The organism is Rhizobium sp. L43, from assembly GCF_002531725.1.
Lineage (GTDB): Bacteria > Pseudomonadota > Alphaproteobacteria > Rhizobiales > Rhizobiaceae > Rhizobium.
The window spans coordinates 151,365-173,992 of sequence record NZ_NWSQ01000007.1 but is presented as its reverse complement, the minus strand read 5'-3'; the positions used below and the strand labels follow the sequence as shown (position 1 = coordinate 173,992).

The 22,628-nt window shown below is 61.1% G+C and carries 20 protein-coding genes and 3 pseudogenes; 9 read left to right on the top strand and 14 right to left on the bottom strand.

The window, feature by feature from the left end; translation table 11 throughout:
* Positions 1 to 170: 170 nt before the first annotated feature.
* From CO667_RS11475 to CO667_RS11465, 3 genes are all read right to left on the bottom strand, one after another.
* The gene (locus CO667_RS11475) at positions 171 to 944 is read right to left on the bottom strand and encodes a DeoR/GlpR family DNA-binding transcription regulator (protein ID WP_097618488.1); all 774 of its coding nucleotides are present in this window, start codon (positions 942 to 944) and stop codon (positions 171 to 173) included.
* Positions 945 to 1,158: 214 nt separating this feature from the next.
* On the bottom strand, positions 1,159 to 1,419 hold the full coding sequence (locus CO667_RS11470; protein WP_097618487.1) for a DUF4242 domain-containing protein: 261 nt from the start codon (positions 1,417 to 1,419) through the stop codon (positions 1,159 to 1,161).
* A 40-nt stretch (positions 1,420 to 1,459) separates the two neighbouring features.
* Complete coding sequence (locus tag CO667_RS11465) at positions 1,460 to 4,987, bottom strand: adenylate/guanylate cyclase domain-containing protein (protein WP_097618486.1); 3,528 nt, start codon at positions 4,985 to 4,987, stop codon at positions 1,460 to 1,462.
* 157 nt (positions 4,988 to 5,144) lie between these two features.
* Between CO667_RS11465 and CO667_RS11460 the strand changes: the two are divergent.
* Positions 5,145 to 5,775: pseudogene (locus CO667_RS11460) on the top strand (hypothetical protein).
* 23 nt (positions 5,776 to 5,798) lie between these two features.
* Here the strand turns inward: CO667_RS11460 and CO667_RS11455 are convergent.
* The gene (locus tag CO667_RS11455) at positions 5,799 to 6,716 is read right to left on the bottom strand and encodes a DMT family transporter (RefSeq protein WP_097618567.1); all 918 of its coding nucleotides are present in this window, start codon (positions 6,714 to 6,716) and stop codon (positions 5,799 to 5,801) included.
* A gap of 74 nt (positions 6,717 to 6,790) precedes the next feature.
* Here CO667_RS11455 and CO667_RS11450 point away from each other — a divergent pair, with 74 nt between their 5' ends.
* Positions 6,791 to 7,720: a LysR family transcriptional regulator gene (locus CO667_RS11450; RefSeq protein ID WP_097618485.1), complete on the top strand. Its 930-nt coding sequence runs from the start codon at positions 6,791 to 6,793 to the stop codon at positions 7,718 to 7,720.
* A 68-nt stretch (positions 7,721 to 7,788) separates the two neighbouring features.
* Here CO667_RS11450 and CO667_RS11445 read toward each other — a convergent pair whose 3' ends face one another.
* Together CO667_RS11445 and CO667_RS11440 are read right to left on the bottom strand one after the other, a co-directional pair.
* The gene (locus CO667_RS11445; protein ID WP_097618566.1) at positions 7,789 to 8,256 is read right to left on the bottom strand and encodes a GNAT family N-acetyltransferase; all 468 of its coding nucleotides are present in this window, start codon (positions 8,254 to 8,256) and stop codon (positions 7,789 to 7,791) included.
* Between the two features lie 180 nt (positions 8,257 to 8,436).
* On the bottom strand, positions 8,437 to 8,958 hold the full coding sequence (locus CO667_RS11440) for a DUF992 domain-containing protein (RefSeq protein WP_097618484.1): 522 nt from the start codon (positions 8,956 to 8,958) through the stop codon (positions 8,437 to 8,439).
* Between the two features lie 346 nt (positions 8,959 to 9,304).
* Between CO667_RS11440 and CO667_RS11435 the strand changes: the two are divergent.
* Positions 9,305 to 9,547: pseudogene (locus CO667_RS11435) on the top strand (EF-hand domain-containing protein); the annotation flags it as partial.
* Positions 9,548 to 9,671: 124 nt separating this feature from the next.
* Here the strand turns inward: CO667_RS11435 and CO667_RS11430 are convergent.
* The 4 genes and pseudogenes from CO667_RS11430 to CO667_RS11415 form a co-directional block, all read right to left on the bottom strand.
* Entirely contained in the window at positions 9,672 to 9,836 is a 165-nt protein-coding gene (locus tag CO667_RS11430) for a DUF1328 domain-containing protein (protein WP_028756510.1), read from the bottom strand.
* A gap of 101 nt (positions 9,837 to 9,937) precedes the next feature.
* A pseudogene (locus CO667_RS11425) lies at positions 9,938 to 10,526 on the bottom strand (hypothetical protein).
* Positions 10,527 to 10,629: 103 nt separating this feature from the next.
* Positions 10,630 to 11,022 carry a VOC family protein gene (locus CO667_RS11420; RefSeq protein ID WP_097618482.1) on the bottom strand — a complete coding sequence of 131 codons (393 nt, stop codon included), beginning with the start codon at positions 11,020 to 11,022 and terminating at the stop codon, positions 10,630 to 10,632.
* Between the two features lie 99 nt (positions 11,023 to 11,121).
* On the bottom strand, positions 11,122 to 12,744 hold the full coding sequence (locus CO667_RS11415) for an ABC-F family ATP-binding cassette domain-containing protein (protein WP_097618481.1): 1,623 nt from the start codon (positions 12,742 to 12,744) through the stop codon (positions 11,122 to 11,124).
* A 144-nt stretch (positions 12,745 to 12,888) separates the two neighbouring features.
* On the opposite strand from CO667_RS11415, the gene CO667_RS11410 reads away from it, so the two are divergent.
* Both CO667_RS11410 and CO667_RS11405 read left to right on the top strand, forming a co-directional pair.
* A complete protein-coding gene (locus CO667_RS11410; RefSeq protein ID WP_097618565.1) occupies positions 12,889 to 13,218 on the top strand; it encodes a DUF6665 family protein in 330 nt (109 codons plus the stop codon).
* A 110-nt stretch (positions 13,219 to 13,328) separates the two neighbouring features.
* Positions 13,329 to 14,198, top strand: coding sequence for an aldose 1-epimerase family protein (locus CO667_RS11405; RefSeq protein WP_097618480.1), 870 nt, complete (start codon positions 13,329 to 13,331; stop codon positions 14,196 to 14,198).
* A gap of 39 nt (positions 14,199 to 14,237) precedes the next feature.
* Here the strand turns inward: CO667_RS11405 and CO667_RS11400 are convergent, their stop codons facing one another.
* Complete coding sequence (locus tag CO667_RS11400) at positions 14,238 to 15,827, bottom strand: DHA2 family efflux MFS transporter permease subunit (protein ID WP_097618479.1); 1,590 nt, start codon at positions 15,825 to 15,827, stop codon at positions 14,238 to 14,240.
* Positions 15,828 to 15,851: 24 nt separating this feature from the next.
* Entirely contained in the window at positions 15,852 to 17,036 is a 1,185-nt protein-coding gene (locus CO667_RS11395) for an HlyD family secretion protein (protein WP_097618478.1), read from the bottom strand.
* Positions 17,037 to 17,169: 133 nt separating this feature from the next.
* Here CO667_RS11395 and CO667_RS11390 point away from each other — a divergent pair, with 133 nt between their 5' ends.
* Entirely contained in the window at positions 17,170 to 17,817 is a 648-nt protein-coding gene (locus tag CO667_RS11390; RefSeq protein WP_097618477.1) for a TetR/AcrR family transcriptional regulator, read from the top strand.
* A gap of 268 nt (positions 17,818 to 18,085) precedes the next feature.
* Here the strand turns inward: CO667_RS11390 and uxuA are convergent, their stop codons facing one another.
* A complete protein-coding gene (uxuA, locus tag CO667_RS11385) occupies positions 18,086 to 19,273 on the bottom strand; it encodes a mannonate dehydratase (RefSeq protein ID WP_097618476.1) in 1,188 nt (395 codons plus the stop codon).
* 45 nt (positions 19,274 to 19,318) lie between these two features.
* A complete protein-coding gene (locus tag CO667_RS11380; protein WP_097618475.1) occupies positions 19,319 to 20,038 on the bottom strand; it encodes a GntR family transcriptional regulator in 720 nt (239 codons plus the stop codon).
* A 148-nt stretch (positions 20,039 to 20,186) separates the two neighbouring features.
* Between CO667_RS11380 and CO667_RS11375 the strand changes: the two genes are divergently transcribed.
* From CO667_RS11375 to CO667_RS11365, 3 genes are all read left to right on the top strand, one after another.
* A complete protein-coding gene (locus CO667_RS11375) occupies positions 20,187 to 20,618 on the top strand; it encodes a DUF2934 domain-containing protein (protein ID WP_179874115.1) in 432 nt (143 codons plus the stop codon).
* 35 nt (positions 20,619 to 20,653) lie between these two features.
* Positions 20,654 to 20,905 (top strand): hypothetical protein, encoded by a 252-nt coding sequence (locus CO667_RS11370; protein WP_097618473.1) that lies wholly within the window; start codon positions 20,654 to 20,656, stop codon positions 20,903 to 20,905.
* A 381-nt stretch (positions 20,906 to 21,286) separates the two neighbouring features.
* A complete protein-coding gene (locus CO667_RS11365; RefSeq protein WP_097618472.1) occupies positions 21,287 to 22,561 on the top strand; it encodes an O-antigen ligase family protein in 1,275 nt (424 codons plus the stop codon).
* Positions 22,562 to 22,628 lie beyond the last annotated feature (67 nt).

Sequence of the window (22,628 nt, the reverse complement as noted above, 5' to 3'; positions counted from 1 at the left end):
CATCAGTTAAAACGAAAGGAATACGAATGTCAAACGAATGTTGCGGAGATCGCAGCCTGGATCTGGACTATTTTGAGACCAGATCGAGATAAATCTGGAATATCTATCTGAATCAAAGGCATAGAGCATATGCCTTTTCGAAAAGGGCAGACGCTTTTCAACAATATCCGCTAGCGCGATCTGCCGTTCGTTTCGATCAGCTTCACATTGTTTTCGAGGCAGAGATTGCGGATCGACGCCACCGGACAGTGGTCGGTGATGAAGGTATGGACCTGGGAAAGCTGGCCGATCCTGACCGGTGCTGTGCGTTCGAACTTCGTCGAATCGGCAACCAGAATGACGTGCCTTGCATTGGCGATGATCGCTTGAGCCACCTTCACCTCGCGAAAATCATAGTCGAGAAGCGCGCCGTCCATGTCGATCGCCGACGCGCCAATCACGGCGTAGTCGACCTTAAACTGCCGGATGAAATCGACCGCCGCCTCACCGACGATGCCGCCGTCCGAACCGCGCACGACCCCGCCGGCGATCACCACCTCGATCGCCGGGAACGAGCGCAACCTGTTGGCGACGTTGATATTATTGGTGATCACCATCAGCTCGTGGTGATTGGCGAGCGCCTCGCCCACCGCCTCGGTCGTCGTTCCGATATTGATGAAGAGCGAGGCGCCGCTCGGGATCAGCTCGACCGCGGCAATGCCGATCGCCTGTTTCTCGGAGGCGGCGATCTGGCGGCGCGCCTCGTATTTGACGTTCTCGGTGCCGCTCGGGAATGTCGCGCCGCCATGGATGCGCGTCAGCACCTGCGCATCGCAAAGATCGTTCAGGTCTTTGCGGATCGTCTGCCGCGTCACCGAAAAGCGGGAGGCGAGCTCCTCGACCAGAACCCTGCCGCTCGATTTCGCAATCGCTACGATTTCGGTTTGCCGGTCGGTCAAGAACATGAGCGTGCGCCTTTCGATCTGCTTTCGTTTTAAAGAAAGCGAACGCCTGCGCAATGCCTATCTGCTACCTGATCTCGCCTTCCATTTGATTTTAGGCTGACCACCCGAAATTCTGGACTCGCAGCCTGTGAGAGGGCACAAAGGCTGATGTCGACCGGCAACCAGTTCCTTCTGGCAGCCTTCCGCGGCAGCGCCTGTGCTTCGCCGAGGAGCGCTACGCAAACATATTGGGACCGATCTCCTCGCTAACTTCTATGATTACATCCGCAGGGACATTGTTCCTCCGGGCCGCGGCGAGAATGGCTTGCGTACTGGGCGCCTCGTAAAGGCAGTAAGTCTTTTTTCTGTCCGCGCTAAGGAACGAAAAAATCCACTTCACTCCTTCCTGGTCGTTGATCAGGTTGATTTGCTCGACCCCCTCTTTCGAGAGATCGAGCTGTTCTGCAAAGTTTCTTTCAATGATATAGCGTGGCATGACGAGACCTTCCTCCCACCAAAGCAGCGAACTGTTGGTCCTAATGAATCGTTGGCTTCAGTCGCTGTTGCAGACGGACCATTCCCAGTTCGGCTGCGGTTGACCGGGCATTCTCGGATAGCAACATTGCTCTCTTTATCGCGGCCCGGCTACCTATTTTCATTAGCAAGTCCGCATAATCTGCCTGTGTGTGCGCGAGCCACGGCCGCGACCCGATCGCCGCGTTCATCTCGAGCGCGTGCTCAAAGTGCTCCGACGCTCTGTTGAATTCACCCAGAGCCGCTGCCAACACTCCCAGATAGCGGCTGGCCGCGCCAAAGCAAACGGTTGCCATACCGATCGTGACGGTCATCTCCTTGTAGTCGAGCATAAGCTTATAGAGAGTTTGAGCAGCGTCCGCGTCGCCGAGACCAGCGGCGACTTCTGTCAGGAACGAGAGGGACGCACTCCGCTTTCCGTCAAGCGGAAGGGCGAAGCGGGTGCGGGCAAGCTCGCTCAACCTCCGTTGGGCCGCATCCCGATAGCCCAGGTCAAAGGCAACCAACGCAAAACCCGGTAGCCAGGTGGTTTCCTCCGGGTGTTCCTCAATCAACAGTTTCATGACCGGTGCGACCTCCGAGAGGCGGCTTTGCTCCCGTCGGATCGCGAACATCTGCATGCCGTAAACGCCTTCGGGCGCAGCGCCAAGGGTTCGCATGCCGAGCTTCAGTGCTTCTTCAGCGAGCTCCTCCGCAGCCGCGAACCTTCCATCGAGTATGGCCATCATCGCTCTAGCGATGCGAGCGTAGAACTGGACGTTGAGATGCTGCCGCTTGGTACCAAGTTCGTCCAGGGCGTCAACTGCCCGATCGGCGCGTGCGCGATCGCCGAGCTCCGTGGAGACATAGGCGTCGACTGAAAGCGCTCGGCTTTGCACATCGTCGTCGTCGATCTCACCCGCGAGGCGTCTTATTTCATCTATGCGAGCGATCCGGTCGTTTCTCTCCATAACGGACCTGACCGGTGCCGGCGTCAGAAATGGCAATGCTGAGAGCTCCACTAGCGCAGTCTTGTCGCCAACCCGTCGGGCCAGTTCGATCCCTTCGCCATGGCATTTTGCGGCGTTCTTGCTGTCGCTCAGGTAGGTGTATGCCCGCGCAAGGCGACTGAGAAGCTGGCACCGTGAACTCTTATCCGCTGGTTCAACCATCTCGAGGGCTTCCACGAGAAGCGGCACCGTTTCGGCAAGCGAATTCGAGGAGAGGAATTTGGAGCCGTCAAGACCAATCACCGCGCGAACAAAGGCTTGGGTGTCGGCCGCTTTGCGTGCCAGTGGGGCGGCCAGCCGGTATTTTGCCAGCGAATCCGTCATGCGACCCGCAGCGAACAGAGCGTCGCCGAGTTTCAGGATCGCGGTGAGCAGGTCCCTTTGCCGCTCCGTTCCTTCAGGCAACTGCTCTGCGATTGCCAAGGCGTTCTGGAAATGGTCGACCGCTTCGTAGTTGGCTGATCGTGCGAGGGCGCGTTCTCCAGCCTTCATCCAGTAGGGAAGCGCGAGCTCGATCCGTTGCGCTTTCTCGTAGTGCTGGGCGATGAGCTCGGGCTGCGTGGCAGCGACACCGTCATACTGTTCGACGAGTACCTTGGCGATCTTCTCGTGGAAATGCCGCCGGCGCCGGTTGAGGAGCGATTGGTAGGCCGCATCCTGAATGAGCGCATGTCGAAAAACGAGAGCATCGTGCAAGACGCCGCCTTCGACGACGATTTGGCTGGACTCGAGCTGGTTCAGCGCCTTCTCGAGCGCCCGGTCGTCGACGCCTGCGATCTTCGAAAGAAGGCCGCGATCGAATTCCCTGCCTATGACGGCGGCAATTTGCGCGATTTCCTTGGCGGTCGTCGCCAAATGATCGAGACGTGTCATCAGCGAGCCTTGCAGGCTATCCGGGATCTCTGCGTTGAGCAACGACGGTTTTCCGTTCTCCACGACCGAGCGGGTCAACTCCTCGACGAACAGCGGCACTCCGTCCGTTCGCTCTGCAATCCTTTCGGCGAGCTGTTCGGGAATGCCGGAAGCCATGGATTCGATCAGCTCGCGCATCTGCTGCTTGGTCAGGCGCCCAACGGAGAGCGTCGTCGCCTGTGCCAGTCCGCTTGCCCAGGCCGCGCTCCATTCCGGTCGGTGGGTCACAACGACAAGGGCGGCGGCGCCGTGAAGCCGGCTGACGAGTTCTCTCAGCACCTCGCTGGTGGACGGGTCCATCCAGTGTGCATCCTCGAAAACCATGAGCACCGGTGCGATCCTGGCGGCAAGCAGCAAACGGTTCGCCAATGTGCGAACGAGCAGTTCCTTGCGCTGGTGGGCGGAAAGATCCGGCGGCCTGAACTCGTCGCCGACGTCGAGCGAAAGCAGCTCGGCATAGATCGCGCCAACTTCGGAAGGATTTTCGCCGTAGCGGCGAACAAGGGTTAGAAACTTTTCGACGCGCGTGTTGCGGGCATCTGCCGGCGAAAACGACGCGACCCGGCTCAGCCGCTCGACGATCGGGTAAAAGGCCGAGGTAACGTGATAGGGTGAACATTGCAATCGAATGAGTTCATGCTGTGACCCTTGCAGACGCTCTTCGAAAGCATCGATAAGGCGCGATTTCCCAATACCGGCCTCCCCCGACAGGAAGACCGCCTGGCCTTGCCCGGCCTTTGCCAACTCCCACCGTTCGAGCAGCAGGCCGATCTCACTGACGCGGCCGACAAATTTCGAAAGTCCGCTGGCATGCGCGGCTTCGAAACGGCTATCCACATCTCGCTGACCTTGGACTTCGAACAGCGCAATGGGCGAAGTGAAGCCTTTGAGCTCCCGCGTGCCGAGGCTCTCGATTTCGAACGACTGCCCGGCGAGGCGGCGGGTGCTGTCGGAGACCACGATCTGGCCTGGAGCGGCCGCAGCCTGCAGGCGTGCGGCGAGGTTGGGAGTGTCTCCCGCGATCGATGCGCGTTCCTTCGCGCTGCCGTCGGTGTCGCCAACGACCACGCGCCCGGATGCGATGCCGATGCGAGCCTTCAATTGCTGCGCGTTGGGCGACTGCAGGGCGTCAACGGCGGCCATCGCCTGGAGGCCGGCCCGGATTGAACGCTCTGCATGATCCTCGTAGGCCATCGGCCATCCGAAATAGGCAAGCACGCCATCTCCGAGATATTTGGCGACGTAGCCGCCGAAGCGCGTAACCGCGCCGGCGACGCTATCCTGATAACGGCGGGTCAACTCGTGCATGTCTTCCGGGTCTAGCTGCGCTGATAGCGCTGTCGATCCGACCAGGTCGCAGAAGAGCACGCTAAGCAGTCGCCGGTCAGCCCCAGCTTCGGATACGGCCTCGGTAGGGGCCGACGCAGGAGGCTGTTCGTCGGGACCTTGATGCGCAAGCCGGTCTATAGCAGCCAGAATAATCTTCCGGTGCCCAAGCGAGACGCCGAGCTCATGGAGGTCGGATTCAGCAAGGTGAGGGAGCGCTCTCAGATCGACGTCATTCTCGACGAAAGCGTCGGCGTACTTGCCGAGACCGAGTTGACCTAGCCAATCCTCAATCGTCTGCATCGACGTTGATCCCGCTTTACCGTTCTCAAAAATACCATGAACGGCGGCGTCGTACCACGCTGTGGCGCAGGAGCTGCTTGTTTTGGCGAGGATCGACGAGGTCAGTGTATAAACGTGATCGTTGACTGGGCTGCGCCTTGATCCCATCTCTTTGCGCATGGCGAAAAACAAGAACAATGACACTCCTGGACTGGTCGAAACGTGGCGCTACCGCCCGCGGCCACTCTAGGGTCTTCAGTGCGCGCCAAGGGAATCCTCTTGGAAATCCGTGCGCGTCTCCCGTCGTTCATCCGAAAATCGCTCGACATCCGCGGGACGGTTTCACGCTGACAATGCCTGAAAGCATGAGGAGCGAGTTTCGTCATGCCTCGGCAGTCATTGCGAAATCGATCGAAGGCATCGAAAGCCTGCCGGTCATCCCGCGCGAAATCGAGGACATCCTCACGATCTCAACGACCGAGAGACGTCGCTGGCTGGAGGACGGCCGCCTGCCCAGCGCCGGGACGCGAACGGTGAAGCTTCGGGGGCGCGCCAGGCAGATCACCTTCCACGTCTTCGAACCACGGATGGTCGAGGATCTGCTCGACCGGGGCGCTGTCGAAGAGTGGCGTGAAGAGGACACCGCGGCCGCCACAGACAACAGGCGCAGGGCGGCCTACAAGGCGAAGCTGACGCGTTCACTGACGAAGATCAGCAAGGCGACCGCGGCACCGCAAGACCTCACCGAGGAAGCGTCCGCAAAGCTGCGGGGTTGGGAAGAATTTCGGCGGGACGGACTGCTCCGCTAGGTCTAGAGCCTGCGAATTTATGGCTATCCCTTCCGCATCACATTGACGACGAGCACGCCGAGGATCGCCAGGACGCCGCCGGCCGCACCCAGCACCGTCGGCGTCTCGCCGAGCCGGACGAAGCCGATCAGCGTTGCGACCGGCGGAACGCCGTAGAGAAAATTCGAAGCGCGCGCGGCCGTCAGCCGCTTCAATGCGATCGCCCAGGTGAGGTAGCCGATCGCTGTCGGGAAGATGACGAGATAGGCAACGCCCCAGTTCACGTCAGCCGGTGCGGTCGCTAGCGCCTGGATCGTCGCCGGAATGGCCGGGAACAGCGGCACGGAGCCGATCAGCAGGATCCAGGCGGTGACGGCAAGTGCCGGCAGCCGCCCGAGCAGCGGCTTTTGCAGCACGCTGGCGATAGCCGAGCAGAGCGCCGCGCCAAGGATCATGACCGCATTCGGATCGAGCTTGAAGCCATCATCGGAGGCAACCGCAATCAGCGCCACGCCGCCGAAGGAAACCGCCGTGCCAACCCAGCCCCAGCGGCCGAAGCGCTCGCCGAGCGCGAATGTGGCGATGAGGGCGGTGAAGACAGGCATGGTGTTGATGATGAAACTCGCCGGCCCTGCCGCAACGGTCTGCTCTCCCGTGTTCAACAGCACCGCATAAGCGGCGATGAAGAGCACGGCGGCAACGGAAAGGCGGAAGAAATCTCGTTTTTCCGGCATCGGCCGATAGATGGTGAGGTAGACGAGGGCGATGGCGCCGGCTGCGACATAACGCGCCGTCGCCAGTTCGATCGGTGTCAGCGGTCCGAGACAGATGCGGATGACCACGAAAGAGGACGCCCAGAAGAGGATGGTGACGATGATCGCCGCAAAGGCCACCAGATCGAACCTGCCCTGCTCCTTCGCCGAAACCGGTGTGCTTGCCGCCATACTCATTTTCACCTCCATCCGTGCTTGCGCACAATGGCTTAAGCCTTCGATGCGTGCTTGAAAAGCATCGTAATCGATGATCAAATGTGCCTATGGTTCACAGCTCGCCCGTGCTTCCGCCGCTCGACACGCTCGAGACCTTTGCCCGCGCCGCCCGACTCGGATCGTTTTCGGCCGCGGCCGAGGAAAGCGGCATCACTCATGGCGCGGTGTCGCGGCAGGTCTCGCGCTTGGAGCGCTGGATGGGTGTGCGCCTGTTTGCCCGCGAGGCCCGCGGTGTGCGCCTGACGCCGGAGGGTATGCGGTTTTTCGCGCGGGCGGAGGAAGCGCTTGCGCTGCTCGGCAATAGCGGTGAACGCTGGCTGCCCCGGCCCAACAAAGCGGTGGTGCGCCTTTCGGTGACGCCGTCCGTCGCCTCCTTGTGGCTGTTTCAGCGCCTGGCGAAGCTCGAAGGAAACGAGCTGCATGTCGAATTGACGCTGGAACATCGGCTGGCGGATTTCGGCGAAGGCACCGATCTCGCCATTCGCTGCGGCAAGGGGCCGTGGGCCGGCGTGCGCGCCCTGCCGCTGTGGCAGGAGAAGTCGTTTCCGATCGCAGCCCCGGCGCTGGCGGAGCGGCTCGGGCAGCGCTCCGATGCCCTTTCGCTGCTCGATCTGCCGATCCTCCACGATTCGAATATCGAAGGCTGGCGCCGCTGGCTTTCCCGCGAGGGCGTCGATTATACGCCGCGTGGCCAGGACCGGCGCTTCGAGGACTACAATCTGGTAATCGATGCCTGTGCGCAGGGTCTCGGCATCGCGCTCGCCCGCCCGCCCCTATCGGATGCGGCGCTGGCAGCCGGGCGCGTCGTCGCCGTGTCGGAGCGGACGCTCGACCATCATGTGGCCTTTCACCTGATCCGGCCGGACGACGCGCTCAGAAGCCCGGCCATCGAATTTGCCGGCCGCTTCCTGCGCGAGGCCGGCCATGACGAGGCGACGATCGCCGCCTTTACCGCGCCCGGCCGGGCGAAAGCATAGGCGGCGAAGGCAGCGGCAGCATTCTAAGAACCTGACTCTCTCTGATCCAGGCGCGGCCGAACCAGTCGCTACTGCGTTGGGAACGTCAGGCGCATTTCCTTCGCCAGTTCGAAACCGACAGTGCGATAGACGGGTTCGCCGGCATCCGAGGCATGGAGTACAGCGGTCGTGCAGCCGATCGATTTCAGATAGTCGATCGCCTTGCTGGTCAGCGCCTGCGCGATGCCGCGCTGGCGGAAGGCGTCCACAACATAGACGGACCAGATATAACCGTGCAGCCGGTGTTCTTCCCGAATGACTTCGGGAAACGGCGATTGGTGCAGTTGGCAGGATACGGAACCGGCGATCTCACCGTCGAGGACGGCGAGGAACGTGGTCAGACGGCGCTCCTCGCGGCCGCTCCTGATGAAAGACAATATCCGCGCCGCCGCATCCGGCCGGTAGTGCTCCGGTGGTGTGCCGTAGCTGTCCCAGATCTTCAAATAGTGCCCCACAAGGACCTCGTCCTCGCCGGGCGTTGCCATGCGAATATCCATCATCTCAATCCGGCTAATACGTCCAGCAGAAACGCTCAGCGTTTTGCGTAAGACAAAGAGATAGAGCATTTCCATGGCGCGAATAAAACGGAAATGTTCTCGGCATGCGAGGATGAGAAATCGCGTCTCGGATGAGGTGACGCCCCCGCCGCGGCGCGGCAGGGAGCGTCAAAAGACATGTCAATTCGCTGACGTCAGCGTCATCGATGCGCTGCCGGCGGCAACGTTGAGACCGAGCTGGCCGGTCAGGCTGACCGTCTGCAGATGGATCGAGCCCGAGGTGCCGCCGACCAGAAGATTGGCGCCGACGCCGGCACCGAGTGTCGCTTCGGCGGTGGCGCCGACATAGAGGCCGGCGAGCGACCCGCGGTGATAACCGGCGGTCGGCGCGAACACGGCCCAGATCAACCGGCTGCGTGTGGTGAAGCCGAGGTCGATGCCGAGCTTTCTCACTTCGCCGGTATACCGATCGGAAAGCTCATTACCGACGGTCGACTGGAAAATGCAATCGGCCTCCTTGGATGAACCGAGCACATAACCCGTGCCGCCGCCGATATCGCAGGTGAGGTAACCGATCTTCACACCATTGCGCAGGTCCGGCTCTTCATAGGTCCTGGTGACGGGGTCGGCGGCATTGACCGCCCCCGCGCCGATGAGGCTCAACGATACCGCGGCAAATGCCGTCGCAAAAGTCTTATTCATAAGTGTCTCCTTCTCAAATCGTGACGGGAGCAAAATACCCGGCTACTCGCCACCAGATTCGGCTACAGATAACGGACGGAACCGCAAAACGATCCCGAACCGGCATCCTTTTCGCATCGCCTGTCGAAGCGCATGGGAGGGCACAAGCGACAAGCATGCCTACGGTTCAGCCCCATTGGGACATTTCGAAGGCACTAATTCGCGTCATCCGGTTATTTCATGATCTTGTCAGGAATGGTTGCCGGAAAGGCACGATCCCGCTTGCCGCCGTCTTTCCGGACGAATGGCCGGCGCTTATTGCCTAGGCGATCGATGAACGCACAGGTTGCCACGCGGTCTCTGTAGCAATGCCAGCAAGACGGTCGATCGCGCGGAATACGAAACTTTCATGGGCACGGCCTTCGGAAGTCTCGACAAGAACAAGGACGGCAGTCTGCAATCCGACGAAACGGTTTAAATCCTGACAGTCGAGCAATTCACGCTGACCGACGCCAATCACAACGGCCGCATCAGCCGGAGCGAATTCATGCAGCGGGTCATGGCGGATTTCGCGACAGCCGACCACGATCGCGACGGAAGCCTTCAGTGACGGAGACGTCAAACCGGATGCGACATAAAAACCCGGCAATATCTTGAACCGCCCCCGAAGGTTGACGTCCAACGTTCGGAAGCCGGTTCGATTTCGCCGGGTTTTTATACTTGGTCTATGCGCACTATACTTTTCGCATCAGGCGCATGACGATCGATACGACGAATAGCACCAGGAAAATAAAGAACAAAACCTGGGCAATGGAAGCTGAAGCCCCTGCTATACCGCCAAATCCGAGGACGCCGGCAATCAAGGCTACAACGAGAAACACCAGAGCGTAATAAAGCATCGCAATCTCCTTTTACGTTGCTGCGGAGATAACGGAGGCTACCGCCATTTGGTTCCCTGCCCCTCTCACGGCCGGCACATGCGACGTCGCAGCGGCTTTGTTCAGCCGAAATGCAAGGCGCCTCTATACATTCTGTCGCCTTCATTCGGCTCGGGAGGCTCGGCCGCATCGAGATAGGCCTTGAGCGGTCCGGTCAGTACGAACCAGATGCTTGCTCCCAGCATGAAACAGGCTCCGACTGGATCGTCGATGCGGGCGATGAAGGGTAGGCAGGCGGAGGCGAACAGGACGATGATCCGCACCGACCACTCCGCCTCACGTTTGGCGATGGCGCGCGCCCTCAACGACTTGTATTCCCGGGCGCCATAACCGTCTCCCCTCGCCTTCACCGCCGAAAGCAGTTTTCGTACTGAGGGCAGCGCCAGCATGATCAGTGCGGCAACACTGAGCGCGAAGGGGCTGCCAGCCATGACCTGACCGCTTGCGATCAGGAGAAAGGAGAGCACGACGAGATTCCATGTCGGCTCCAGCAGCTCCGGCGGTTGCCGCGTGCGGATGTGCCAGCCCCGCAGCAAGCCCGCCGCGCCATGCAGCAGCGGCTGATCGATGTAACGATTGATCCAGTCCATGCCGATGCGCCCGCCCGATTGTCTGAAGAGGGCTCCGAACACCACGGAATTTGGTCATCATCGTGGCGATGACCGCCGAATCCGTTCTTTGCGCGAACGAAACTTGCCGAGGCGCATCACAGTCGCAAAATCTGAAGGCGACCTCAGAACGCGGCGACACCAGCTTAGCGCAATTCCTGCGCGACCTCCCAGACATGGCCCGATGGATCCGCAAAGGCTGCCGTGCGGCGGCCCCAGGGACGATCGATCGGACCATTGAGCAACGTGACCCCGAGTTTGCGCAATTCGGCGCAAACCGCATCGACGTCATCGACCTTGATCGTCAGCAGGACGCGCGCGCCGGAACCGAGGGCTGACACCGCCGAAGGTTCGACCAGCTGAGGCGCCTGGGTGGCATCGAGCAGATTGATCATTGTTCCCGAGAATTTCAGAACGGAGGATACCGCGTCCTGATAGACGACGTCGGGCGCAAAGACCTTTTGGTAGAACGCTTTGGCCTCGTCGATATCATCGACGAACAGGGTGACGACTTCGATCCGATCCAACTGCATGGGCATTCATCCTCCGTTGCTTCGAGTGGCCAACCGATATCGCTGGTCGGCTCTTCACTGGTCGTTTCGACGCTGACGGTTTCGACATGCCGGGCAAAAAACCGGTCAGCTTCGCAGACCAGGCGCTTCCTGGCCGGTGCGCGCCACATATTCGGTATAGCCGCCGCCGTATTGATGGATGCCGTCGGGCGTCAGTTCCAGCACCCGGTTGGAAAGTGCCGCCAGGAAATGCCGGTCGTGCGAGACGAACAGCATGGTGCCCTCATATTGCGAGAGCGCCTTGATCAGCATCTCCTTGGTGTCGAGGTCGAGATGGTTCGTCGGCTCGTCGAGCACGAGCAGGTTCGGCGGGTCGAACAGCATCATCGCCATGACGAGGCGCGCCTTCTCGCCGCCCGAAAGCACACGGCACCGCTTTTCGACATCGTCGCCGGAAAAGCCGAAACATCCGGCGAGCGCCCGCAAAGGCCCCTGCCCTGCCTGGGGAAACCGGTCTTCCAGCGATTGGAAGACGGTGTGCTCACCGTCGAGAATATCCATGGCGTGCTGGGCGAAGTAACCCATCTTGACGCTGGCGCCGAGCGCGACACTGCCTTGGTCAGGCTCGGCGGTGCCGGTCACCAGCTTCAGCAGCGTCGACTTGCCGGCGCCGTTGATACCCATAATGCACCAGCGCTCCCGCCGCCGCACCATGAAGTCCAGCCCCTCATAGATGCTTCGGCTGCCGTATTTCTTATGCACGTTCTTCAGGCTGACCACATCCTCACCGGAGCGCGGCGCCGGCTGGAATTCGAAGGCGACCGACTGCCGGCGCTTGGGCGGCTCGACTCGGTCGATCTTCTCCAATTTCTTCACGCGGCTCTGCACCTGCGAGGCATGGGAGGCGCGCGCCTTGAACCGCTCGATGAACTTGATTTCCTTGGCGAGCATCGCCTGCTGGCGCTCGAACTGGGCCTGCTGCTGCTTTTCGTTCTGCGCCCGCTGCTGCTCATAAAATTCGTAGTCGCCGGAATAGGCCGTCAGCGTGCCGGCGTCGATTTCGATGATCTTGTTGACGATGCGGTTCATGAATTCGCGGTCGTGCGAAGTCATCAGCAGCGCGCCCTCATAGCCCTTCAGGAATTCTTCCAGCCAGATCAGGCTTTCGAGATCCAGATGGTTGCTCGGTTCGTCGAGCAGCATGACGTCGGGACGCGCCAGCAGAATGCGGGCAAGCGCCACACGCATCTTCCAGCCGCCCGACAGCGCGCCGACGTCGCCGTCCATCATCTCCTGGCTGAAGCTTAAGCCGGCGAGCACTTCGCGGGCCCGGCCTTCGAGCGCATAACCGTCCAGTTCCTCGTAGCGCGCCTGCACTTCGCCGTAGCGCTCGATGATCTCCTCCATGTCGTCGGCCCTCTCGGGGTCGGCCATGGCGGCTTCGAGCTCCCGCAACTCGGCGGCAACGATGCTGACCGGGCCGGCGCCGTTCATCACCTCGGCAACGGCGCTGTGGCCCGCCATCTCGCCGACGTCCTGGTTGAAGTAGCCGATGGTAACGCCCTTTTCACAGGAGACCTGGCCTTCGTCGGGCTGCTCCTCGCCGTTGATCATCCGGAAGATCGTCGTCTTGCCGGCGCCGTTCGGGCCGACGAGGCCGATCTTCTCGCCTCTGTTAAGGGCTGCCGACGCCTCGATGAAGAGGATCCGGTGGCTGAGCTGCTTGCTGATATTTTCGATACGAATCATGATGCGCGCTGGGTCTAGGGGGAAAGGTTTCGGCGCCCTTATGCCACGCATGGAAATGCCGGGATAGGCCCGTTTCGAACCCTCTCGATCTGTCGAGCCGGATTGGCTAAGATCGTGGCCTACGCCGACAAGGAATTCGTGCCAATGAGCGTTCGTCCGCCGCAGTCCTTCAGACAATCCCAGCAGGATAGAAACGGCTTCAACGTCCTCGAATACGAGCTGATGTCTGAACGCGCCGATTCACTCGGGCGTCACGGGCTGAAGGTGGAGGCGGCGCTCGCCGACCTGAAGGCCTGGACTCCCGAGCGCCAGAGTGCCGAGGAGCGCGAGCGGCTTCTCAATGAAGCGTCCGACGCCGTCTGGGCATTCTTCATCCAGCGCGAGATCTGCGGGCTGCGCAACAATCGCGATGCCATTCAGCGCTACGGCATCCCGAATGAAGTGATCGCAAGATTGGGCGCGATGCGAAAATAGCCTCCGCCCAAGCTTTGATCACCGCCACCACGGCCCTTCCACCTATTGGCTGGAAATCCCCGGTGCGGAAAGGTATGGCTTGATACCAACCAGTGCGAAAGGGAATTGCGATGCCAACCTTAATCCGGATCGGCAATCAGGACCTCACCGTCGACATCTCTCCCCTCGGCGCCGAGATGCAGGCGCTCACATCAAGCGACGGACGCTCCTGGTTGTGGACGGGCGACGCAGCCTTCTGGACCGGGCGGTCCCCGATCCTGTTTCCGATCGTCGGCAAGGCGCCTGACGACAAGATCGCGATCGACGGCACGGTCTATCCGATGGCCCAGCATGGCTTTGCCCGCCGCAGCGAATTCGCGCTTGCCGCATCCACCGAGACGATGTGCCGGTTCGAACTGGTTGCTTCGGAGGCGACGCGGGCGGTCTATCCGTTCGAGTTCCAGCTGGCCGTCGTGCATGCGGTCGAGGGCCGCGCCTTGACGGTGACGGCGGAGGTCACCAATCGCGATCAGAAGCCGATGCCGTTCGGCCTCGGATTCCATTCGGCTTTCGCCTGGCCGCTGCCAGGTGCTTCCGGGCGCGACCATATCGTGACGCTCGACAATGAAGGCGAGCCGGCGCTTGTGCGGCTGGCGGGCGGCCTGATCAACCCGGTGCCTCTGCCCTCACCGTTTGATGCCGGCCGTCTGGTGCTGGATCATACGATGTTCGAACAGGATGCGATGATTTTCCCGAAGGATGCCGGCGAAGGTTTAACTTATGGCGCCGAAGGCGGACCGGCCATGCAGTTCCGTTTCGAAAACCTGCCCAATCTTGCGCTCTGGACCAAGCCGGGTGCGCCCTTCCTCTGCATCGAGCCCTGGCATGGAACGGCCGCGGAAGCTGGAGGGTCGAGCGAGTTGTCGGCGCGGCCGTCCACCACGATCCTGGCGCCGGGTGCGGTGGCCCGCTTCGCCTTTACGGTCGAAATTCCGCAATGAAGAAAGCGCTCGCCGGGAAGCCGGGCGAGCGCTTCTGTTTCAGTGGGCGCCGGCGCCACCACCGGCCCGCGGTTTTTGGGTGAGCAGCAGGGCGACGGCTGCAATGGCAAGAACTACGCCGATGACGGCGAAAGTATCGCTGAAGCCCATGATCAAAGCCTGGCGTTTGACGACCTGTCCCAGCGCCACGACTGCCTTCTGGGCTGCGACGGCATGGTCGGAGACGCCGTGCGACAGGAAGTAGCCGGTCAGCTGGTCGAGGCGGTTGCGGACTTCGTCGCGGCCGAGCGTCACCGACTGACCGATGATGTTGGAGTGGAACTGCTCGCGTTTGGTCAGCACCGTGCCGAGCGTTGCCGTGCCGACCGCCCCACCGAGATTGCGCAGCATGTTGGTGAGCCCCGAGGCGGCGGCCGCATCTGATGGCGCAATGCCGGCCGTGGTGATGGCGGTGATCGGCGTCAGCACCAAAGCTTGGCCGATGGCGCGGACGATATTCGGAATCCAGAACTGATCGCCGGCATTGTCAGCCGACAGCATGATGTTCATGAAACAGCTGATCGCAAAGATCGAGATGCCGAGGAAACCGATGTAACGGGCATCGAAGCGCTTCATCAAAACCGGGACGAGCGGGATGAGCAGGAGCTGCGGCAGGCCGGTCCAGGCCAGCACGTTGCCGATCTGCTCGGCATTATAGCGCTGCACCTGGCCGAGATATTGCGGCAGGATATAGACCGTGCCGAAGAGCGCGACGCCGACGAGCACGTTGACCAGCACGCCGATACCGAAATTGCGCTGCGTCAGCAGGCGAAGCTTGACCAATGGTTTCTTCACCGTCAGCTCGATCCAGATGAAGGCGACGAGAAAGACGAAGGCGACGATGCTGAGCTTGATGATGAAGCGCGACGAGAACCAGTCGTCCTTGTTGCCTTCTTCCAGCACGGTCTGCAGCGCCGAGAGGCCGATTGCCATAGTAAAGATACCGGCCCAGTCGCCTTCCTTCAGAAGATGAAGCTGCATCGGCTGCTTCTCCAGCGTCAGTGCGAGAGCCGCCGCCATAATGAGGCTCGGGATCGTGTTGATGAAGAAGATCGTCTGCCAACCGTAATTCTCGGTCAGGTAGCCGCCGATCGTCGGGCCGATGGCCGGAGCGAAGGTCACCGAAAGCGCGAAGATGGCGAGGCCGAGCGGCTGCTGCGGCTTCGGCAGCTTGGTCAGGACCATGGTGAAGGCCATCGGGATCAGCACGCCGCCGGCAAAGCCCTGCAGGCCGCGCAGCAGGATCATCGTGCCGAGATCATGGGCAAAGGCACAGGCCATCGAGAAGAGTGGGAACAGGACTGAGTTGACGAGGATATAGCGGCGGAACGAGAAGACGTTGCTGAAATAGGCTGTCAGCGGAATGACGACGATCTCGCCGATCAGGTAGGATGTCGAGATCCAGGCGCCGTTGTCGACGCCCGTTCCGATGCCGCCCTCGATATCGAGGAGGGAGGCGTTGGTGATCTGGATGTTGAGGATCGCCATGAAGGCGCCGATCATGCCGGCGAGAACGGCGATCCAGTCTCTGGTGCTTGCCCCGGCTCTTGGCTGCGGAACGGCGATTGCAGTTGCTGTGATGGTGGACATGACACGAACTCCTCGTCCCCCGGCCTAGCTGCGGTCGTTCTTGGTATCGATGCTCGGCTGGACGGACATGCCCGGGCGCAGATCGCCATTTGCGGCGGCGTCGCCGTCGAGCACGATCCTGACCGGAATGCGCTGGACGACCTTGGTGAAATTGCCGGTAGCATTGTCAGGCGGCAGTAGCGCGAACTCCTGGCCGCTCGCCGGCGCAAGGCTGTCGACATGGCCGTGATAGGTGCGGCCGGGGAACATATCGACCTCGATATCGACAGGCTGGCCGGCCCGGACATCGGTCAGCTGCGTTTCCTTGTAGTTGGCGATGACATAGGCAGCCGTCGTCGGCACGACCGACATCAACTGGGTGCCGGTCTGGACATATTGACCGACGCGCAGCGTCCGGTTGCCGACGGTGCCGTCGACAGGGGCTGATATCGTCGCATAGGAGAGGTTCAGCTCAGCCTGATGCTGAACGGCCTGGCTGCGGGCAAGTGCCGCCTTCGCCTGGGCAAGCTCGGCGTTGAGAAGATCGACCTGCTTGACGGCAGCGTCGAGCGAGGCGCTGTCGCGGACGATCGTGGCTTGGGCGGCAGCGATCTGCGAGGCGGCCTGCTGCGCCGTCTGGACCGGGGCATAACCGCTGGTGGCAAGGTTCGAATAGCGCTTGTTGTTCTGCTCGGCGAACGTCTCGTTGGCGCGATCGACGTCGACCGTCGCGCGGGCAGCGGCGATCGTCGATTGCTGGATATCGAGTGAAGCCTGCTTGGCGTTGACGGTGGCTTCCGCGGCGGCGACATCAGCCTTGGCCTGATCGAGAGCCGCCTTGAAGTCGCGGTCGTCGATCCGGGCAAGCGGCTGGCCGGCCTTGACGGTCTCGTTGTCCATGACGAGGACCTCGGCGAGATAACCGGAGACCTTGGGGGCAATCGTGCTGTTGTCGGCCTTCACATAGGCATCGTCAGTTGAGATATGGAAGCGCCCGACCGTCCAGTAATCATGGCCGTAATAGGCGCCGGCGGCGATCAGCACGAGTGCTGTGGCGCCGAGAAGCAGAGAGCGGCCGCCACGCTTGCGGGCGGGCTTTTCCTCGGCAATGGGAGCGGCAGCCTCGGCGATGCGCGGCGGTTGGCCGGCGTCCAGGTTGGCTGGGGCAGCTTCGGCAACAGTTTCGGGAGCAGCGTTGTTGTTGAGGGCATGCAGCGTCTTGATGGTCATTGTCTCTCTCCGGATGACGGTCGCCGTCTCTTGGGCTGCGGCCTCTGAAGTCAGGTGATCCAATTTAGGAAACTTGATATTTTCCAAAATATGCTCTATAAAATGGAAGTCAATGGGAATTTGGAAAATAACGATGGTCCAAAATCAACAAATCGAGAAGAGGCCGAGAGGCAGGCCGCAGATCCGCTGTGACGACGACACCAGGGGCCTGATCGTCAAGGCGGCGAACAGCCAGTTTCACGAGAATGGCTACGCGGCGGCAAGCATCGCCACGATCGCCCAGGAGGCTGGGGTTTCCACAAAGACCCTCTACCGGCTGTTCCCGACCAAGGCCGATCTCTTCGCCAGCGTGATCTCCGAACGTATCCTCGGTTTCCTGCTTGCGCTCGATCCGGCAACGCTCGCCACTGCCGATCTCAGGGAAGGATTGGAGCGCATGCTGATGGCTTACGGCATGCTGTCGCTGTCGGAGGATACGGTCACCATCATGCGCCTCGTCATCGGCGAGTCGGATCGCTTTCCGGAGATCGCCACGTCCTTCTACGAACAGGCGATTCTGCGTACCAATGAGCTGATGGAGGACTGGCTGCGCCGGCAGGTTGAGCGCGGCCTCATTGCGCTCGACGATCCGCATCTAGCCTGCGGCATGCTGCGCGGCATGATGGCCATGGAGCCGCAGCGCGCGGCGATCCTGCGTCAGGAGCCGCCGCCGACGATCGAGGTGATCCAGACGCGGGCGAAGATGTGCGCCGATCTTTTTCTGAAGGGTTGCGCACTCTGAAGCATCGCTCGGGCTTCAGAGTGGGGTGGTTTTTGTTTACGGGCGCGGCTTGCTCCCCCTTCTTCCCCCAGCTGGGAGAAGATGTCCGAAGCGCAGATGAGGGGGCGAGCGACGATAGGAGCGAGTGCGCTGAGCGCAAGCGAAGCGCAATATTGAGCGGTGTGCCGTGTGGCCCCCTCATCGCCTCGCTATCGCTCCGGCACTTCTCCCCGCTGGGGAGAAGAGATTCGTGGCGGCGCCTTGCCCCTCCTCAACCAAAGACAACACCTCAGGTCGGCGGGGCGCCCAGCGCATGCAGGATGCCGCGGAGTTCGGCGAGGCCGCGCATGCGGCCGATGGCCGGGTAGCCTGGGGTGACGACCTTGTCGAGATCGTCGAGCATACGGTGGCCATGGTCCGAGCGGAAGACGATCGTGTCTTCGGGGCCGCGGCGGCGGTCTTCGGCAACCAGCTCGCTTAGAACGGCAACCATATCGACGTCGCCTTCCAGATGGGCGCTTTCATGGAACGTCCGGCCATCGCCTTCACGCGTCGTGGCGCGCAGATGGGCAAAGTGGATGCGCGAAGCGAAGCGCCGGGCGATCGCCGGCAGGTCGTTTTCGGCGCGTACGCCGAGGCTGCCGGTGCAATAACACATGCCGTTCGCCGCCGACGGCACCGCATCGAAGAGAGCGGCATAATCATCGGCCGTCGAGGCAATGCGCGGCAGGCCGAACAGCGAACGCGGCGGATCGTCGGGATGCAGCGTCAGCTTGACGCCGCGAGCTTCGGCGGCCGGGGTCACCGCCTCCAGGAATTCGATCAGGTGCCGGCGCAGCCTTGCCGCATCGATGCCGCTATAGGCCACCAGTTTGTCCCGGAAGGCCGGAATGGTGAGAGGTTCGGTGGTCGAGCCGGGCAGAGCCGAAGTGATGATCCGGGTGATGTCGGCGATCTCGTCGTCCGACATGGCTTCGAAGACGATACGCGCCCGCTCGCGGTCTTCCGCGGAATAGTGCTGCGCCGCATCCGGCCGTTCCAGAATGAAGAGGTCGAAGGCGGCGAAGCGCTCATGATCGAAGCGCATGGCAGTCGCACCCGTCGGCGTCACGAAATCGAGTTCGGTGCGGGTCCAGTCGACAACAGGCATGAAATTATAGCAGACAATCGGGATGCCGCAGGCGGCGACCGCCTCGAGGCTGGCGATCCACGCCTCGATTTCGGCCTTCGCCTCCCCGCCCTTGCGCTTGACGGCGTCAGGGATCGGGATGCTCTCGACCACCGACCAGACGAGGGCCGAACGGTCGCCGGGTGTCGTCTCGATCAGCGACTGGCGCTCGCGCACTTCCTTTTCCGTCCAGGCCCTGCCGATCGGCACCTGATGCAGCGAAGAGACGATGTTGGTCGCACCCGTCTGACGGACATCATCCAGCGTCACCGGCGCTTCCGGCCCGAACCATCTCCAACCTTGCCGCATTCTTCTTCCTTCTCTCGCCTTTTCGTTTCGTGTTCGGTCCTGCCGTCAGCAGAAATAATCGGGGTAGCGCGAGCGCAGCTCGTCGACATCGGGAATGACGGCGCTCAAGTGATGGATCATCGCGTTTCGGGCCGCCGTCGCATCATGGGCGGCAAGCGCATCGCGGATGATCCTATGTTCGTGCACCACATTATCCATCCGCGCCAGCACCGGTAGCGTCAGCCGCCGCGCCCGGTCGATCTGCACCTTGACCGTTTTCAGAATCGTCCAGATTCCGGGATAGCCCGATATCTGTGCGATCGCCTCGTGAAAGGCCTCGTCTTCCTCATGGAAGCTCGAGGTATTGCCGGTCGCGGCATGCGACCGCTGGCGGGCGATGATCGCATCGAGGCGAGCAATGTCTGCAACGGTGGCGATCAGGGCCGCAGTCTCGACGGTCGTGCCTTCGAGCGCCTTGCGCACGACGACCGCCTCGGGGATCGCCGAAACCGGCACGCGCGACACGACGGTGCCCGACTGCGGGTAAATGTCGACCAGTCCGCCTTCGGAAAGCCTGAGCAGCGCTTCACGCACCGGCGTGCGGCTGACGCCGAAATCGTCGGCAATACGCTTTTCCTGCAACAGCATGCCAGGCGGCATCCGCAGCGACACGATATTGGCATGCAGGCGTTCATAGATGGCGCCGGCCGTGGTGACACGACGCAGCCTGCCAATCTCCGGCGAGGCCGGGACGGCCAAAACTTCGGTTTCTGATGCCTGCCGCATAAGGATACCAGCACAATGAGATTTTGAGGCATACTAGTATACCAGTTATTCCACGTTGCCAACGCGGGAAGCCCAGATCTTCGCATCAAGTCACTCTCGTTTGGAACTTAGATCGGCCGAATTGGTTGAAATCCCCAAGGAGACGTTCATGAAAAACCCGGCACGACGCAAGACAAACGAAACCACGGCCGGCAGCGCCCGGCCGGAATTTTCATCTGCCGCGGACGGACGCGGACAGAAGACGGCTCGGCGCGCCGTGAACGAAATCGACGGACAGAATGGCGGATCGCCGGCAGCCACCCGCGAGGAGAAGATCCGGAAAAGGGCATATTCCCTGTGGGAAAAGGAAGGCAGGCCAGAAGGCCAGCACCGGCATCATTGGAGCCAGGCTGAGCATGAACTCGAGGCCCAAGAATTCGAGGCCCGAGAACTCGATTCACGGGGCGAGACCGGCAATCCTCCAAATCTCGCGGCACTGCGAGAGGCCTCGCGCCAACATACCGACGCATTCCTCGTCAAAACCGATCTCGAAGATGCCGATCAACGCGAAGCCTCCCCCGGCACGCGCGAGCAACGTTGAACTCCGCCCCAAGCCATCTCAGGAAAGGTCCCGACATGACCGACAAACAAAACTTGAACGCCGGATTTACCGGAACACCGGCTGAGCAGCCGGAGGGATTGACCAAAGCGGCAAAGTCGGCGGCCGATGGGGTGACGCGTGAGGTCTACGCAGTTGCCTCCGGCGTTCGCGCTCACCCGCACACTGCAAGCGCATTGTTGCTCGGCACCGGCATTCTGGCATTCGGCCTCGGTTATCTCCTCGGTCGATCATCGACCGAAAGTATGACAGGCCGATATTGGCGATAGCGGTGACATTCAAGGAGCGGCTCGCCGAATTAAACATCTGTGGCGCCCCCCAGCGGTCGTCTCGACGCGGCCTATCGCATCATTTCGTCAGTGCTTCGCAGCCGCCCTTCGATCCCCGGGCGTGACACCGCGCTCGGCGAGCTCCTGCCAAAAACACTTGCTCGACGATCAAACCTGCGAGCTAAACCTGCACCTCAGACGTGTTTACTGCTGAAGCTGGCCTTGTGTCGCATCCCGTCCTTTCATAGAACCACGTCCGTCCGAAGATCCTGTTGCTGGAATACCACGACGGATAAAGCCATAGATTGCACGCAATCCCCGGCTTGACAGCCGTGACCACGATCCTTAGCGAGACGGCATCGGCATGGTCAGGATCGGCAAGTGAAATACCTCAGACAACTGAAGATGGTACTGCTTCATCCCGACAGTGGGGCGGGAAGCGCACGCGATCGAACCAACCGCATGGCGGTCTTTGTCTTTGCAATCCTTCCCGGACTTTCGCCGAACTTTAACTCGTTCATCCTTCTGGCATCGATGGTGTGGGGCATCTACTGTCTGGCGACAGGCCGGCTTGCCTTGAACCTGTCGAGATCCGACCGGGTGGTTACCATCGGCATGTCGATCTACCCGCTGGTGATGATCGCAAGCATATTCATCAATCCGCCCTACTCCGAAGAACTGGACTGGATATTCCGGCTGCTGCCGTTCTTTTCGGTCTGGCTGATATTGCCGCGAATGCGCCAATCTCCCGATGGCAGCCTCGTGCCGCTGTTTATCCTCGGCGCCGGTATCGGCATGATCATTACCTTCCTCTTTAGTCTGCTGCAGATCCTGTTTCTGATGGAGAGGGCAGAGGCGGGGACCTCGAACGCTGCACTGCTGGGCGTGATTGGCGTTCTTTTCGGCGGTATTGCGCTTCTGAACGTTCAATCACCCAAGAGTGTCGAGCAAAGAATTGCCATACTGGGATATGCTGCCGGTCTGGGCTGCGTCCTGCTTTCCGGAACGCGCTCGGCCTGGCTGGTCATACCCATTCATATCGTCATCTTTCTCTGGTACTTCCGCAAACACAGCTTCCATCTGAGTTTGCGCAGCCTCGCCATCACCGGCTCTTTGCTGTTTGCCGGGCTGATTGCTCTCGGCAGCGGCCAAATCCTCCATCGCATCGAGGCGCTGCAGGAAAATATGGCATCGCTCGAACGCAGCGACGGCGAAGTCACGTCGCTGAGTGCGCGGTTCGCTCTGTACAAGGGTGCCGTATCGGCGATCAGCAAGGACCCGTTGACAGGGTATGGCCCGCAAAACCGGATGGCTTCGGTGCTGGCAGAGCTGCCCGATAGCATAAGGCCGCAACTGACCTATTCGCATGTCCACAATGGTTTTCTCACCGCAGGAATCGACGCCGGCATTTTCGGCATTGCAGCGCTTTCGATGATGCTCGCCACACCCGTGATAGGCGCGTGGAGAAAGGAAGCTGGGCCGGGCCGGGACTTAGCCATTGCGCTCGCTCTGCTGCTTGTCAGCAGCTATGTCATAACCGGCAGCTTTGGCATCATGTTCAATCAGAAGGCCTTGGATCCGATCTTTGCCTATCTGGTCGCCCTTATTTGCGTGGATCGCGGCAGCACAGGCTTTGCGCCCGTTGTTCGCAACTGACGTTTGGCACCAAGAGCATGATGCCGAAAGTATGAGCGGTTTTCGAACGAGATCCTGGTCTATTGAA